Raw genomic sequence first — 16466 nt, forward strand, 5'->3', positions numbered from 1 at the left:
TTTTATCTTTCGGTTGAAAAATAATGTTGTCTGTAGCAGCGCTGTAATGCAAATCGACAGCACATGCTTGGCACAGTCCCGACATCGAACTTTGATCCCTCAGATCGTTGCAGCAATATAGACAAAAAGGTGCATAGAGAAAGCTGTGTACCTATCTTGAATACCATCATCGTGGCCCAGGCACTTGCTCGGCCCTCAGGTCTTGCAACCTCGTGCCTTCATTTCTCACCGCAAACAATGCGGGCTGACGCAAACCATTGGGTTCAGGCGGGTGTGGATTGGTGCACGCTCCACCGTGGAGCGCGCCGCACTGACCCACTAGAATCGTGTAAACAGGCTCGCATAATATGGAATCTACCTTGCGACTGATGGAGAGTATCTCGTGGTCGCATCTACGAATAGTTGTTATTGAATTGAGTCCTGGTTTGCATAATTAATAGGAATTTTTTGCAAAAATATTTCTGTTTACCCACGCAAGTCCATTAATGGATACGCAAGACCGAAATATTTTCCTGGGCAGCCGTTGCTGGGCTCTCGCTGCATCCGCGGCAGGCAGAGCTGTCAAGTCAGGAGCTAGCCACGCGACAAGGCAGCATTAACGATCAATCCCATTTATCTGAAAGGATCGCGATGTCCGACTGGACAAACGGCTACGTTGCCGACATTGGATATACCTACGGCTACTATGGCGATTTAAATCCTTTGCGCGTGCGTCTGGCTTTTCTGAACGCTGGGTTGGTCGCACCAGAGATAGGCACTGCCTGTGAGTTGGGTTTTGGGCAGGGCGTAAGCGTCAATTTGCATGCTGCAGCGTCTGTGGTGCAATGGACCGGTACTGACTTTAATCCCGCACACGCAAATTTCGCTCAGGGGTTAGCGCAGGTAGCTGATTCTGGGGCCAAGCTGTACGACGAGGCTTTTGAGCAGTTTGCGCACCGCGCAGACTTGCCCGATTTTGATTACATTGCCCTGCATGGTATTTGGAGCTGGATATCAGACGAAAACCGTGCTGTTATCGTGGACTTCATTCGCCGTAAGCTCCGGGCGGGTGGCGTGCTTTATATCAGCTACAACACACAGCCTGGATGGGCTGCCATGGTACCGATGCGTGACTTGCTGGCCGAGCATGCCGCGGTACTGTGTGCAGACGGGGCGGGCACCGAGAGTCGCATAAAAAGCTCGTTGGCGTTTGCTGAGAAGTTGTTGGAGGTCAATCCGGCTTATGCCCGAGCCAATCCCCAGATTTCGGAGCGCATCCAAACCATCAAGAAGCAAGATAGCAACTACGTTGCGCACGAGTACTTTAATCAAGACTGGGCGCCCATGACCTTTGCCCAAATAGCGCGACGGTTAGTCCCCGCTAAGTTGCAATGGGCGTGTTCGGCGAACTACCTGGATGCAATCGATGCAATCAATCTGACGAAAGAGCAGCAGGCGCTGTTGACCAGCATTCCAGACACAGCGTTCCGCCAGACAGCGCGAGATTTTTGTGTTAACCAGCAATTTCGGAAGGATTATTGGGTTAAAGGTACGCGTCAGCTGGATGCCATAGAACAAGCAGAACAATTGCGTGCTCTTCGTGTGATCTTGACTCAGCCTGCTGACGAGGTAAGCCTCAAAGTTAACGGCAGCTTGGGGGAGGCAACGATGCAAGAGACGGTCTACAGACCTATCTTGGATCAACTCAAGGACCATAAACCTAAGTCCCTGCTGCAGATCGAGAGAGCATTGCAACCCGCTGGTATTGGCCTCGCTCAGGTTCTGCATGCGGTAATGGTGCTCAGCGGCACTGGCGCTTTGATGGCGGCCCAAGATGACGCATCCATCACGAAGGCTAAAAAACGCACTGATCGCCTCAATAATTTTCTGATAGCCAAGGCGCGTGGTAACAAAGGGCTGAACTATCTGGCGAGTCCTGTTACAGGCGGTGGTGTCGGGGTGTCCCGTTTTTGTCAATTATTTATGCTTGCAAGGCAACATGGCTATAAGCATGCGAACGAATGGGCCCAATTCACTTGGAATTTGGTGGCAGCCCAAGGCCTTCGGGTGATTAAAGACGGGAAATTGGTGGAGACACCCGAGGACAATGCGGCAGAAATCGAGCGACAAGCTCAACAGTTTGCACAGAAGCAACTGCCTATACTGCTTGGTTTGCAAATTATGTAGATGACGATTTGCAATACGCATGGCAATGCCGCGCACCTACAAATTGCCATGCTACGCCATATGCGCTCACCGCTGCAGCGCGGTGGCGTGGCTGGGCTGCGATGGATTCATAGCTGGCGTGAACGAGATTGGACACATTGGTGCATGCTGTTTCTCGCTGGCCTAATTGATGGGACTCCTCAACTCCAGATAGGCCTGCGTACAGGTGACGGGAGACGAATTATTTTATTTGACATAAACGTGGTCTTTGGAATCTCTGCATTTTACTAAAAATTTTTAATTGATAGTGATGTAGTGCAATTTTATATTGGTAATATATATCAAAGAAGCTATTCGAATTTGTGGATGACCTTGGGTGTTGTGGAGGGTTGATAAATTTTGTGGTTGCTGATTATCTGCCCTTTGCTAATATTTTAAATAAAAGATGTCTCGGAACGCCTTGACTAATCGACACATGCCGCATGTGGATGCACTGCGCGCATTGGCGGTGATCTCTGTTTTTATTTACCACCTTGCGCCCACGGCATTGCCAGGTGGTTTTACAGGGGTTGATATATTTTTTGTAATTTCAGGGTTTATTGTCAGTGCTTCGGTCATTCAGAAAGAGCCTGCCAATTTTCCTGAGTTTTTTATTGGATTCTACGCACGGCGGTTGCTCCGAGTCATGCCAGCGTTGCTGGTCATGCTGCTTGCTGTGGGTTTTATATCTGCGCTGCTTATTCCAGATGCCTGGTTGAGCGCAAGGCATCGGATGACGGAGTCTTATGCGTATTTTGGATTGAGCAATTTGGTCCTTTCCAATACGTCAGATAATTATTTTTCGCCGACGGCAGAGTTCAATCCGTACACGCATACCTGGTCTTTGGCGGTGGAGGAGCAGTTTTACTTTGCTTTCCCATTTTTGTTTTTGTTTTTGGCACTCTATCCAAAAAAGAGATGGATTTCTGCAGCTCTATTTCTTTCAGGCCTATTAGCATCCTTGTGGATAGCTGCGTCATGGATGGCCACTGACAAAACGACGGCTTACTATTCCATCTTTTCACGCTTTTGGCAACTGGCTGCAGGGGTTTTGCTGTTTTATGCAGTTCATCGGGGTGGATTTTCCATTCAGAACGAGCGAACCAAGAATATTGCAGCCCTGGTCGCAGGTTGGCTGGGGTTGCTTATTCTGGGGTGGGTGTTCTTCACTGCGGTACCCAACAGGTTCCCATGGCCTGGAGCGCTGTGGACAACGGTAGGCGCTCTTTTGCTGTTGGGCGGGTGGATTCATTTGCAGCCAGGCCCCCGTACTTATTCGATGATTGCCAATCGTCCTGTTCAATACATAGGCAGAATTTCCTATTCGTTGTACCTGTGGCATTGGCCGGTGTTTGTTATTTTCCGTTGGTCAGTGGGTTTAGATTCGGCTTGGAAGATGGCGGCAGCTGCTGTGGCCTCGGTGCTGTTGGCGGTGGTGTCATACCAGTGGGTTGAAAAGCCAGCCCGCAAGTTGGTACACCAATGGCGTTGGCCGTTGTGGTGGCTGGTCGTGGGGGCCTTGGGGGTGGTTGCCGCGTCCTGGTGGGTGTCGCAGCAAGTCCACGCCATCAAGCCCCGCATTTCGCTGCATCCCACGGCCCATCGCCCCATGGATTGGTATCCCTATGGCGAAGACTCGCATCCAGAGGTACCGGGCTGTGCTGTGAAGCTGGAGACCCAGAATGTATTGGGTAGCGTGGTCACGGTGTTTGACAGCGAAGGGGCTGGGTGTGCCAAGCAGCCGCAAGGCCCGGTCAAGACGATACATGCCGTGGGGGATTCGCATAACCTGGGGTACGCGGCGCTGTACAAATTGACCACGCTGTTCACTGGCTGGCGTGTGCTCAGCTACGACAACGGTGGTTGTCCCATGCTCAGCCTGCAGCCTCAACGTGAGAGCAGTGCGCACTGTCAAAACAGTCAGAAGAACACGCTCGCCGCCATTGGCAAAGAGTTCAGGCCCGGTGATGTGATTTTTCTGCCCTCATTGCGTTTGCCAAGATACGCTGACCAATGGGTCCGGTTTGCAGACGCTCATGTCGAAGAGGGCATCTTTGCTGAGTTGTCCGTCAAGGCAAGGGCGCAAGCTGTGCAGGACGGGGGTGCTTTGCTGAGCAGTTTTATTCAGCAAGGAGCCCACATTATTTTTGAGGCACCCAAGCCTATTTTCAAATCGCCCACCTACCGCTGTGCGGCGGCATATCAGTACGGCAATCCGATTTGCAAAGATGGACCTGATGTAGACCGCTCTGAGCAGTTGCGGTTACGTGCGCCGGTGGTGGCTGCTTTGTCGGATTTGGCGGCCAGTAACCCTGAAAAGATCAGCGTGTGGGACCCTTTTCCCGTATTGTGCCCCGTGGGTGCGGTGTGCAGCAGTTACCAAAATGGCAAGCCACTGTTCTTTGATGCAGATCACATCAGTGCCTATGGAAGCTTGCGGGTGGCCCCTTCTTTTATTGCACATTTGCAAAACATAAAAAATTAAGCCCGTCCAATTCGCAAGACGGTGCATAAAAAATGAATATGGATGCTCTGGAAGCCGAATCGATTGAAATCATCCGTGAAGCGGTAGCCACTGCCCGTAACCCGGTGATGATGTATTCCATTGGCAAAGACAGCTCGGTCATGCTGCACTTGGCGCGCAAGGCGTTTTACCCGGCGCAACCGCCATTTCCGCTCTTGCATGTAGATACACGGTGGAAGTTCCAGGCGATGTATGCACACCGCGACCGGATGGTGGCCCAAAGTGGCATGCGGCTGATCTCTCACACCAATCCAAAGGGGTTGGAGGATGGGGTTGGGCCGTTTAGCCACGGCAGCAACTACCACACCGATGTCATGAAAACCCAGGCGCTCAAACAGGCGCTGGACGCCCATGGCTTTGACGTTGTATTTGGCGGGGCCCGCCGGGATGAGGAGAAGTCTCGCGCCAAAGAGCGGGTGTTCAGTTTTCGCGCCCCCGGCCATCGGTGGGACCCCAAAGGGCAGCGTCCAGAGTTATGGAATCTCTACAACACCCGTATTCAAGCGGGTGAAACGATCCGTGTGTTTCCGCTGAGCAATTGGACTGAGCTCGATATCTGGCAGTACATATACCAAGAAGATATTCCCATCGTGCCTTTGTATCTTGCAGCCGTGCGCCCGGTCGTCAACAGGGGCGGGCAGTGGATCATGGTGGATGACGACCGTTTTCCTTTTGCACCTGGCGAGCAGGCTGAGTTGCGCCGTGTGCGGTTTCGCACATTGGGCTGCTGGCCACTGACAGCTGCCATAGAGAGCGACGCGGATACGTTGGAGGCGGTGATAGCCGAAACCTTCAACGCCCGCAGCTCTGAGCGCCAGGGTCGATTGATTGACACCGACACCCCAGGCTCGATGGAGAAGAAAAAGCAGGAGGGCTACTTCTGATGAGCAATTTGCAAGCCAAAGACGTCGCATCCTTTCTGAACGAGCAGCGCAATAAAGGGTTGCTGCGCTTCATTACCTGCGGCAGCGTGGATGATGGCAAGAGCACGCTGATTGGACGCCTGTTGTTCGAGAGCAAGGCGATCTTTGACGACCAGTTGGCCAGTCTGGAGAGTGATTCGCGCTTGTACGGTACCCAAGGCGAAAAAATGGACTTGGCGCTGCTGGTGGATGGTCTGCAGGCTGAGCGCGAACAAGGCATCACCATCGACGTGGCCTACCGGTTTTTTGCTACAGACCGTCGTCGCTTCATTGTGGCCGATACCCCTGGACACGAGCAGTACACCCGCAACATGGCTACAGGAGCTTCCACCGCAGATTTGGCCGTGATTCTGGTGGATGCACGCAAAGGGGTACTGACGCAGACCCGGCGACACAGCCGCATTGTGGCGCTGATGGGCATCCGCCATGTGGTGCTCGCGGTGAACAAGATGGACTTGGTGGGGTTTGATCCAGCTATCTTCGACTCGATTGTTCAAGACTACCAGGCATTCGCCCAGGGTTGTGGCCTTTCCAAAGTGCAGGCGATCCCACTATCGGGGCTGGACGGCGACAACGTGGTGCAGCGCAGCGAGCGTATGCCCTGGTACGAGGGGCCCAGTCTTATGGACCACCTGAATCAGGTCGAAATGGGCGATGCGCATGGCAGGCAGGCCTTTCGCCTGCCGGTGCAGTGGATCAATCGTCCCAACCTGGACTTTAGGGGTATTTGTGGCCGGGTGGCTCAAGGGCAGGTCTGTGTGGGAGACAGCTTGCGCGTGTTGCCCTCTGGCGTGCAGGCCCGGGTGAAGTCCCTGTTCGCTGGTTTTCAGGAGGTTGAGGCCAGTCAGAAGGGCGACGCGATCATGCTGACCCTGGAGAGTGAGGTCGATGTCAGCCGCGGCGATGTATTGGTCGCGGCAGAGGCACCAGCCGAAGTCGCCGACCAGTTTGTCGCGCGCTTGTTGTGGATGCATGAGCATGCCATGACTCCGGGCAGGCAGTACCTGATGAAGCTTGCTTGCAAAGAGGTCACTGCCACGGTCACTGAGATCAAGTACCGCGAGGATGTGAACACGGGAGCGCATTTGGCGGCCAAGACGCTGGGGCTCAACGAAATGGCGGTGGTCAATGTGTCGGTCAGCGCGCCCTTGGTCTTTGAGCCCTATGGCGTGAACCGCGTGTTGGGCAGTTTTATTCTGGTTGACAAGCTGAGCTTCGAGACGGTGGGCGCTGGCATGATTGATTTTGCCTTGCGCCGAGCCAGCAATATCCACTGGCAGGCCCTGGAGCTGAACCAGGAAACGCGTGCAGCACAAAAGCACCAAAGCCCGCGATGCATTTGGTTCACCGGTCTGTCAGGGTCGGGCAAGTCAACCCTGGCCAATTTGCTGGAGAAACGCCTGCATGCCGAGGGCCGACACACCTACTTGCTGGATGGCGACAACGTACGCCATGGTTTGAACCGTGACTTGGGTTTTACCGAAGCGGATCGAGTGGAGAACATTCGCCGTGTTGCCGAGGTTGCCAAACTCATGGTGGATGCCGGCCTGATTGTGCTGGTCAGTTTGATATCACCTTTCCGAAGTGAGCGACGCATGGCGCGAGAGCTGTTCGCCGATGGTGAATTCGTGGAAGTCTTTGTCGATACGTCGCTCGAAGAGTGCGAGAAGCGCGATGTAAAAGGCCTGTACGCCAAGGCGCGACAGGGCATGCTGAAGAACTTCACAGGGATCGACAGCCCTTACGAGGCGCCGGAGATGCCCGAGGTGAGACTCCGGACAGCTGATACACCCCCAGAGGCGTGCGTCGACCAAATCTTGAAAGCGCTCGCGTAGCATTACACGGAAGCCTAGGGGCGTAGCCAAAGGCTGCAGTGGCGTCGTCAGAAATGGCCAGAGCCGCTGGTGACAGGCCTGCTGTCTCAGGGTCTTATGGGGCAACGGTGCCGTACGCCTATCGAAAATCGATGCTCACTGCACTGCAGGAACAGGTTAATGAATGATTAAAAAAAGTCAGACGCCAGGACGATCGCGTTGGGTCGTCGTGGTCGGTGGTGGATGCAGCGGAGTGCTGACTACATTGCAATTGCTGCGCCAGGCGCATGGCAGTCATTGCGGGGTGGTCTTGGTCGAGTCGAGACCTCGGTTTGGACGGGGCCTGGCATACAGCATTTGGGACGACAGCATGCTGCTCAATGTGCCCGCAGGCAATATGAGTGCTCTTGCGGATGAGCCTAACCACTTCATGGAGTATTGCCGTGAGATGGACCCCAGTCTCAATGGGGGCTCGTTTGTCTCGCGGCGAATCTATGGCGACTATTTAGAGCATGTCCTGGCGACCACCGCCGCTTCTTCGTACGTGGAGTTGCGCAGGATTCGTGGGCAGGTGGTGAGAATCCAGTCCGCACCAGATCGCGGCGGCTTTGAAGTGACGTTGGCAGACGGTGCAATCGTGATGGCTGGCGACGTGATACTGGCCTGCGGATTCTTGGGCGCGCAAAAATTGCCGTTCGCCCAAGGGCTAGCTGAGTCCCTACGTTACATCGAAAATCCTTGGAATTTCCGGGCCATGGACGCAATCCCCCCCGGAGAGGCTGTGCTTGTCATTGGCACGGGCCACACTGCCATTGATGCCCTGTTTCGCTTGAGCAGTCTGGATGACAGCCGCGAAGTGATTTTGTTGTCGCGGCGTGGGTTGCTACCAAAATCGCATCGGATCTTGCCGCAGCCGCCGGCACATACCGATTTCCCTGCCTATTTGACGGGCGTGTCAGCGACAGCTCTCGGGTTGATGCGGGCACTTCGCGCCGAAGTGCGCAAGCGAGAATTCGCAGGGGGAAACTGGCGCGATGTGCTGAATGAATTGCGCCCCCACACGCGGTTGATTTGGGAGCGTTGGCCACAGGCCGAGCGGCGCAGGTTTCTGAGCAAAATCCGCCCATGGTGGGACATTCACCGTCACCGTTTGGCGCCGGCGGCGGCTGCACGACTGAAGTCCCAACTAAGCTCTGGACATACCCAGGTTCTGGCGGGGCAAATCATGCAAATGCGTCCGGAAGATAACGCAGTCGCAGTGACCATCCGCATGCGGAATTCAGGCGAGGTCAACTCGGTGCGAGTGGCGGCAGTGATCAATTGCACGGGGCCCGACTATGATATTGATCGCGCATCCTCCCCACTTGTGGCTCAGTTGCGTAGCGAGGGATATATTCAGTCGGACCCCCTACGCTTGGGGTTGGAGGTGGATATGGACTACCGGGTGATCGGGCAAGGCGGTCAGGCTATTGAAGGTCTTTACTACGTAGGTCCCATGCTGCGAGCTCGTTATTGGGAGGCCATTGCGGTGCCCGAATTGAGAGTGCATGCAAAGCAGCTGGTCAAGCGGCTTCTTTCGTAGACAACCTGCCTGCAAAGAGGGTTAAAACGCTGACATTGTGAACCTGGCTTCAGTCAAGCGAGGTCTCGCGACGTATGGACCCTGATCGGCATGGTGTGAGATAGGCAGAGCCCACATGGTTTGGCGATATAGTACGGCCCCTTAGAGCGTCAACGCGCTCACATGCCCATGTGGCTCAGTGGTAGAGCACTCCCTTGGTAAGGGAGAGGTCGCGGGTCCGATTCCCGCCATGGGCACCACATTCAGCGCACTCTGTCCACCGGGGCTGACTGTTTCGCTGAGTGCAGCCACCAAGCTGTTTCTGTGACCGCTGTCCTTGGGACATATGCAATCAACATGGGTTGGGCGCCTAGTGCGCAAGCCTTCTCCTTAGGTGATCTTTTATGTCTCTCTACCAGCCCGTTTCGTTGTCCACTCATGCGAATTTGCAATGGCAGCGCTACGCTACCTATGCATTTGCCAAGCAGGATGCGCTGGTTTCGCTGGTGGCGCAGGAGATGACCAGAGCATGCACATGTTTGCCGATAGCTTTCGCCCGAGAGGGCGATGGCTTTGTACCGGTGGCGGTGCAGGGTTTTCAGCCTGGACAGAATTTGTGGGTGACCCCCGATGGGCGCTGGCTGGCGCAATATGTGCCGGCTGCGTACCGCGGATATCCGTTTGCGCTGGCGCGTACCGAGCAAGACCAGTGGGCGCTGTGTGTAGACATGGACAGTGGTTTGGTGGGCCAATTCACGGTTGGGGCGAACGCTCAACCTTTTTTTGACAACCAGGGGCAGGCGACTGAGCCGGTGCAGGAAGTGTTAAGGTTTCTGCAGCAGGTACAGGCCCAGAGGCAGGCGACAGTGCAGGCGTGTGCAGCGTTGCAATCCGAAGGACTGATTGTGCCGTGGGCGATCGGTGTGCGGGATGGTGCACACGAGCGTGAAGTGCAGGGGCTGTGGCGGGTGGATGAGGCCCGGCTGGACGGACTGGATGCCGCTGCTTTGTTCCGGTTGCAGCAGGCGGGTGCACTGCCGGTTGCCTTCTGTCAGCGTATCTCCATGCAACATATAGCTGCGCTGGGGCCATTGGCACAATCGCATGCACAAGCGGCGGCAAAGGCGGTCCAGCCCGTGCAGCCGGGACAAACCATTCCTCAGTTGGCGGACGGCGCGGGGCTGGGCGGGCTGGGCGCGTTGGTTCAGGGCGATACCCTGCGCTTTAGCTGATCACTGGGTGAATGCGATGATGGGATTGCAGCGCATCACCACCGTTTACTGCGAGGAACAAGACCGGCTGCGCCTGTCGGGTGAACAGGCGAAAGGCCAGGTGATCGTGCTGTGGATGACGCAGAGGTTGGCCAACCGACTGGTGGCCCATCTGTGCGAAGTTGCGGGTGCTGGGGCTGCAGATTCACTGGCGTCTCAGCTGCAGCGGAGCTTTGAGTTGCAAGTGGCAGCGGCGTCATTGGTGGAGCAACCAGCTGTGCAGCTGACTTGCGATGCGGCTGAGGCCTTGGTGTACAGCTTAGATGTGACCAGCTCGCAATCAGGGGCGCGGCTTGTGTTCAAGGGGTCGAGTCGCGAAGTCTTGGCCGAGTTGAGTTTGTCTCATGTGCTGTTACAGCAGTGGCTGGGCATTGTGTACGGGCAGTACCGAAGCGCTCAGTGGCCCATGGATGTTTGGCCTGCCTGGGTAGAGGAAGCGCAGTCCCCCGCGCCTCGGCCCTCCGAAACAGTGTGGCATTGAGTAGTCGTGAGACCGATATGGATACGAATCATTTACCGATAACCGATGAAGAGCTCCAAGCGGATTTGGATGCCTTGCAGGCGGAGGCATTGGGCTGGCTGCCGCTGGGGGATGGCGCATACCTGCATGCAGGGGGCCTTGCCGCTACCCGTGATGATGGCGTGGTAGTCATCGACGTGGTGGGAGTGCCAACCTCCGCCATGGCAGAAATGACAGTGTTGCTTCTTACCTGATGGACCGGCTTTTTCGCATGGTCTGAACCGAGGAATATGCTGCACCGGAGTTGTCCTTGACGTCACATTCGAGCGCAGCGGATGCATATTGTGGACAGCCAGCTGCACTGGCCCCCTTTGCTGCTACCCAATGAGCCACGCATTTCCTTTCCTGCTCTGCAAGCTGCGTTAACAACCCGCTACTTACTACCGGTACTGGCCGAGGTGCATGCTTGTATGCTGGCAGTTCGCCTGCAGCTAGATCCAGTGCTTGAGCGCCAGCAGCCTTTCAAGCTCTGCAAACCCTATCCGCTGGGGCAATGCTTGGAAATTGCCCAAGCGGTAGAAGCACGGTTGCGCTCAGTGGATGTATCCGGCCTTTCGACACAAGCCGCAGCGGGTCTGCAGGCCATTCGCGCTTTTCAGCGTGCGGGCGGTGCATTTCGGCAGGTGTGGGGCGACCTGCGCGGGCAGTATTTTCAGAATGCGTTTCAGGTGGGCACCTTGTATGTTGACGTTGCTAACGACTCAGTGACCCCCTGCAAGCCTAAAGTTGAAATACTGTCTTTCAACGCAGCCCGATTTGTGCCTGTGCGTGACTTCGTGCACTTTCGGCGATTGGCAACTAGCTATTGGGGACATGAGGTATTTCCCAATCATGTGTTGCCTGAGTTGGCTCCTCACTGCCCGCTGATCCATGTCACGGCTTCAGGGAGTATTCAGCTGCATGACGCGACGCAATATATGCTGGCCATGACTCGTGCGCAGGGTTTTGTCCCTAGCGAGGCCGTTTTGTCTGAGGCACCCATGCCCGTTTGGTTGTTTGAGCGTGCGCGTGAGTTGCTCCAAGACGCCGGTTACCAGCCAGCTTCAAGCCCTGGGCAAGGCCGCACGCATGCACTGCAGCAGTGTCGTCGACAACGCGCCCGTCGTGTGCATCAGCAGCCACATCAGGTGGTACAAACTATCCAAGAGGTGGTCCGTATCAATCGCCATTTGGCCTGCGGGTCTACCCCGCCGTTACCACATCCGTCAAACTCACGAGAACTTGCCGTGCCCCATATCAAAATTGACAATATCGATTACGACCTAGACAGCTTGTCAGCCGAGGCCCGGGCGCAGCTGCAGAGTATCCAGTTTGTAGATCAGGAACTCGCACGATTGCACGCGCACGTCGCCGCTCTGCGAACGGCACGTAACCCCTATGTCAATGCGTTGAAGGCAGCGCTCTCCCACAACCAATGAGAGGCGATTCACCTCCATGGCTCAAAGCCAGCAAATGGGCGCCGCCAAAGGCAGCATGACGAATGCCCGCTACCAGGCGCGAGCGTCTCAGAGTCGGAGGCTGGAATCCGTTAGAGATAAGAGCCTTCAGCTAGCCTCAGGCCATTTGATTGCCAAAAGGTTACGCTAACCGTCGACATCAGACCGTGCGGCGTTTGCGTATCTCCCATCGCGCAAGGCATAGCAATGTGGTGGCGGCCATGTATTTGGCCACACTGAACCAAGAATTGAAGATGCGCGACTGTCCCACCTCGCGCAGATTCATGGACACAGGGACCTCGGCTATCCGTAGTCCGGCACGGCGCACCAGCAAAAGGGCTCCCAAGTCTTGATAGTCCAGCAAAGTGGCTTCGCGCGAGGCCAGCACTTCCATGACTTCACGGTTGTAGAGCCGAAAGCCAGAGGTCAGGTCGCGCAAGTCAAACCCGGCCAGGCGTCGAAACCAGTTCCACGCCATTTGCCGAAGGGGGCTCGCGCGCTCCGGAAATGCACCTACGACGAGGTCTGCGCTCGCACGTGCTTGAAGCAGCACCGGGATTTCGTCTACCTCGTGTTGACCATCTGCATCCATGGTGATAACCGCTTGATACCCCTGCCGTAGGGCATAAGAAATGCCTGCTTGCATCCCTCCCCAGGCGCCGATAGGCAGTACTGGGCTGAGAACATTTGCTCCAGATGCGCGTGCGATTTCGCCAGTGGTGTCGGTGCTTTGGTCATTAATGACCAAGATGTCATGCCAGCCTTGGCTGCGAAGCCGCTCCAAAAGAGCACCGATGGTGACAGCCTCATTACGAGCCGGTATCACAATGAGTACGTCTTTTTGTGAAGGGTTGGAGGGCAGGGCATCCGGTGCTGCCAGGACATATTGCGTAGACACGTATTTCGCGCAGGCCTCCATGGAGAAGTGGGTGCTCAGAGCCTTTTTGCCTGCGGCGCCCCACTGCTTGCGCAGAGCGGGGTGGCGTTGAGCGTAGTCAATCGCGTTTTTCCAGGCTGTCACGTCTTCGGCAGGTACTGTGATGCCCGCACCTGCGGTCTCGACCACCCATGGCATGCCAGAGCCTTCCAGGGCTGAAACAATGCAGGGCCGAGAGTGGTGCATTGCCTCCAGCAGTACCATTCCAAAGGCCTCTGTGCGCTCGCGCGACGCCAGGCAGAATAGGTCGCAGCTTTCAAGGAGTGCATGCTTCTCGGCATCATCCACATTTCCCAGCAGACGGATATTGGGGCCGGCACCTGAAGGCGTAACTTTGCTGATTAACCTTTGTAGTTCGTCGCGAAGTTCACCGTCGCCCACAATCAGTAACTGTACCTCCGGCAAGCCTGCCACCGCTCTGATCAGGGTGGCAAAGCCTTTGTAGTAGGCGAGCCTTCCAATGGACAGAATACGGAGCCCGTGGGGTTGCCAGCCGATGGTGGTCGTGGCTAGGGGCGCGCCATTGATGGGTATTGGTGGAGTGGAAGGGATGCTGGCTGTGTTGAGTCCAAGGGGGATAACCACGCACTGAGTCCGCCAGTCGTTCAGTGGTTCGCTGGCAATCAGGTAAGGCGGTGAAGTGACAATGATGCGTGCAGCCCGTGCCAGTACGGCCTGTTCGAAAGGGCGATATAGCCGGTATGCCAGTGAAACAGCAGTTTTGATTCGCGATGCCACAACATCTGAATGCCAATGTACGACCCAAGGTATTCCTCGTGCTTTTGCAAGAGTTAACACCCACAGGGCGGAGTTGTTAGGCATGTGCAGGTGCAGTACGTCAGGCTGATGGTTTTTGATAGCTCTCGCAATAGCGGAACGAAAGCCCAGCGCAATAGGTGCAAAAATGACCTGCCACTGGACTGGTACCCGTGTGATCCAGGATGGGTCTGAAGTCTGGGGAGTGCCATGCACAACAGCGGCTGCATCGATGCCCACGGCTCGCTGAGCATTGATGAGGTCCGCAAGAAACACTTCTATCCCCCCTCGGTGTGGCGGATAGAACTTACCGATGTGCAACACGCGCAAAGTCACGGGATATCTTGTAGGTACTATTTCTTGCCGGCAGAAATGACAGCGCGCATTTGCGTGTATTGCGGATTTTTGGGGTCAAGTTGAATGGCCCGATCCAAATCACTCAAACTTGCCTTCTGTTGACCCATGCGGTACTTGGCTATAGCCCGGCCGTAGTAAACAGGCGCTCCAGGATGAGAGGATAGTAACTGGTCAAAGACTTGAATAGCCGTTTCATTATCTCCTTTGCCCACCATCGCCATGCCCAGTCCAAGCCGCAGGCGAGGGTCATTGGGATTGGTCTGTAGAAGTGTTTTGAATCCCGTGATGGCTTCGTCATAACGCTGAGCTGCCATGGCAGTCTCGACCAACCGGATTCGTATCGTGGGCACCACGCCCCGCTGTAGGGGGTCTGCCTCGGCCTGGGTGAGTGCCACCCTGAAGCTTTCGAGGGCGGGTTCCAGTTGCCCTAACGCAGCCAGAGATTCAGCCTTATGGAAATACAATCCAGGCTGTGAATAACCCAGTGCTTCAGCGGCGTCAAAAGATCGCAGTGCCTCGACGTGGTTCTTCTTCAGTTGCAGAATTACCCCTGAGTTGAACCGAGCACCACTACCTAACTCTCCACGGTCATTTAGTGCAACCGCTGTTGCGATGTTGCGCTCAGCTTGGTCGATCAAGCCCTTGCGGATGTAATAAGCACCGAGGTTCAGGAAAGGACGACTCCGCCCCACTGCATTGGCAGGAGCCTGGAGGTTGGTCTTTTCAGCCGCGTCCGTCCAGGTGACCACCTCTTCACTGAGTGAGAGATTGCGCTCTATTGCCAGAGCACCTAACAACGTGCCTACAACGATTCCGAAAATATAGATTGCACGCGGTTGAAAGCCTGTGAGTGCAATCGCCAGCAATCCAGGAAGAGCAATGCCCCAGAGGTAGCTGCGGTACAGCACGAACGGATCTTGAACCCAAACGGTGGAGAACTCAGTGACAAACCAAAGTAGTGGGAGCAGTAGCAGCAGTGCCACCAAACTCAATACACCCGAGCGCCGTAACAGCAGCCAAATGGAGCCCACAAGCATCACCACGTAACCCAGGGCCCCCACGATATGCCATGACGAAAATAAGCCCATGGGGAATGCGGGCCGTACGTCAATGGACATCCAGCCGACATAAGGCACTATCCATAGCAACCCATAGGAAAAAAATAGCGCGGCTTGGTTGAGGATGCTCAGCGGGTAAATCTGATGCGTGATGCCAGGCTTCAGTGCTTCGAGTTGCTGTGCAAATGCCTGTGATTGCGCGTCGAACAGCTGTCCAATCACATCGCCGTAAAAATGCAGCATGGAGGTCACGGCAACGCACAAAACTGTCAAAGTGCAGGCCACCAATATTCCAATTTTTCTCCAGCTAGGGCGAGAAACGTGGATGTACAAGGGAATGGCCAAGCCGACTGTCATTACCGCATGTTCTTTGGATAGAACAGCAAGCAAATAGCTTAGTAGAGCGCCTGCGAACCAAGCTGGGCTTCGGGTTTGCAGTCCTCGCACGAACGCCCAGCAAGCCAGCAGGGCGAATAGCGTTGCCATGAGGATGGAGCGCTGAATGAGGTATCCAACTGCATAGACAGCCAAAGGATGTAGCGCGAACAGAGTAACTGCTACTCGCAATGCCGCACGTTGAGACGTTGCAAAGTGCGGCTGATCTTCAATGTCTTGCGGAAAACGAGTGCTGGCCATCAGCGCTTGCAGCAGCGCATAGAGTGCCGCCACGACACCCAGGTGCAGCGCTATGTTGACGATGCGCTGCTTCCACCAACCCGACCCCACAAGTTGCTCGATCCAAACGAAGCTCCCATAGGAGATCATGCGTTGCTTGATATCGAGCAGGTTGCCGTAGGTTCCAAAAATGGAGCCATCCGTGAGCCGTAGGTCGTCGAACACTAGCTCGTTACGCAGCCCAGGTAAGTAAACGGCCAGCACTGCCAACAACACAATCAAGGCGAAAAAATAAGGTGCTTTGCCGGACTTGGCCATGAAAGGATTTCAGGGAGGAGGTGGGGTGACGCCGTCCGAACAGACAGCCTGAGGCAATACCAGTGTAGCAGAGCAAAAAGTACGATGTATTGTGAAAAAGTGTTTAAAAACAGAGGGTTTGTTCAAGTGACCGATCGCGATAGCGATCTCCTTGCGCACCCCTGTCGAGGTGTTTGGTTACTCATGGACAGA

At 55.3% G+C, this 16466-nt stretch carries 11 protein-coding genes and 1 tRNA gene; 10 read left to right on the plus strand and 2 right to left on the minus strand.

Annotation, left to right across the window (positions count from 1 at the left end; genetic code table 11):
• Nucleotides 1-630 precede the first annotated feature (630 nt).
• From ACODSU_RS05120 to ACODSU_RS05165, 10 genes are all read left to right on the plus strand, one after another.
• Complete coding sequence (locus ACODSU_RS05120) at nt 631-2166, plus strand: class I SAM-dependent methyltransferase (protein ID WP_488840617.1); 1536 nt, start codon at nt 631-633, stop codon at nt 2164-2166.
• A 439-nt stretch (nt 2167-2605) separates the two neighbouring features.
• Nucleotides 2606-4669 carry an acyltransferase family protein gene (locus ACODSU_RS05125; protein ID WP_488840619.1) on the plus strand — a complete coding sequence of 688 codons (2064 nt, stop codon included), beginning with the start codon at nt 2606-2608 and terminating at the stop codon, nt 4667-4669.
• 32 nt (nt 4670-4701) lie between these two features.
• Entirely contained in the window at nt 4702-5592 is an 891-nt protein-coding gene (cysD, locus tag ACODSU_RS05130) for a sulfate adenylyltransferase subunit CysD (RefSeq protein WP_488840621.1), read from the plus strand.
• Nucleotides 5592-7466: a sulfate adenylyltransferase subunit CysN gene (cysN, locus tag ACODSU_RS05135; RefSeq protein ID WP_488840622.1), complete on the plus strand. Its 1875-nt coding sequence runs from the start codon at nt 5592-5594 to the stop codon at nt 7464-7466. Before cysD ends, cysN begins: the two co-directional genes overlap by 1 nt.
• A gap of 163 nt (nt 7467-7629) precedes the next feature.
• Nucleotides 7630-9027, plus strand: coding sequence for an FAD/NAD(P)-binding protein (locus ACODSU_RS05140; protein ID WP_488840624.1), 1398 nt, complete (start codon nt 7630-7632; stop codon nt 9025-9027).
• Nucleotides 9028-9191: 164 nt separating this feature from the next.
• Nucleotides 9192-9266 (plus strand) — tRNA-Thr (locus tag ACODSU_RS05145).
• 144 nt (nt 9267-9410) lie between these two features.
• Nucleotides 9411-10238, plus strand: coding sequence for a SapC family protein (locus ACODSU_RS05150; RefSeq protein ID WP_488840626.1), 828 nt, complete (start codon nt 9411-9413; stop codon nt 10236-10238).
• 16 nt (nt 10239-10254) lie between these two features.
• On the plus strand, nt 10255-10758 hold the full coding sequence (locus ACODSU_RS05155; protein ID WP_488840628.1) for a hypothetical protein: 504 nt from the start codon (nt 10255-10257) through the stop codon (nt 10756-10758).
• A 17-nt stretch (nt 10759-10775) separates the two neighbouring features.
• Nucleotides 10776-10991, plus strand: a complete 216-nt coding sequence (locus ACODSU_RS05160) for a hypothetical protein (RefSeq protein WP_488840630.1) — start codon at nt 10776-10778, stop codon at nt 10989-10991.
• Between the two features lie 81 nt (nt 10992-11072).
• Nucleotides 11073-12215 (plus strand): hypothetical protein, encoded by a 1143-nt coding sequence (locus ACODSU_RS05165; protein WP_488840632.1) that lies wholly within the window; start codon nt 11073-11075, stop codon nt 12213-12215.
• Between the two features lie 178 nt (nt 12216-12393).
• On the opposite strand, the gene ACODSU_RS05170 is transcribed toward ACODSU_RS05165, so the two are convergent.
• Both ACODSU_RS05170 and ACODSU_RS05175 read right to left on the minus strand, forming a co-directional pair.
• Complete coding sequence (locus tag ACODSU_RS05170; protein WP_488840634.1) at nt 12394-14262, minus strand: glycosyltransferase; 1869 nt, start codon at nt 14260-14262, stop codon at nt 12394-12396.
• Nucleotides 14263-14279: 17 nt separating this feature from the next.
• Nucleotides 14280-16274, minus strand: coding sequence for a tetratricopeptide repeat protein (locus ACODSU_RS05175; RefSeq protein ID WP_488840636.1), 1995 nt, complete (start codon nt 16272-16274; stop codon nt 14280-14282).
• Nucleotides 16275-16466 lie beyond the last annotated feature (192 nt).

The organism is Acidovorax sp. FG48, from assembly GCF_057809085.1.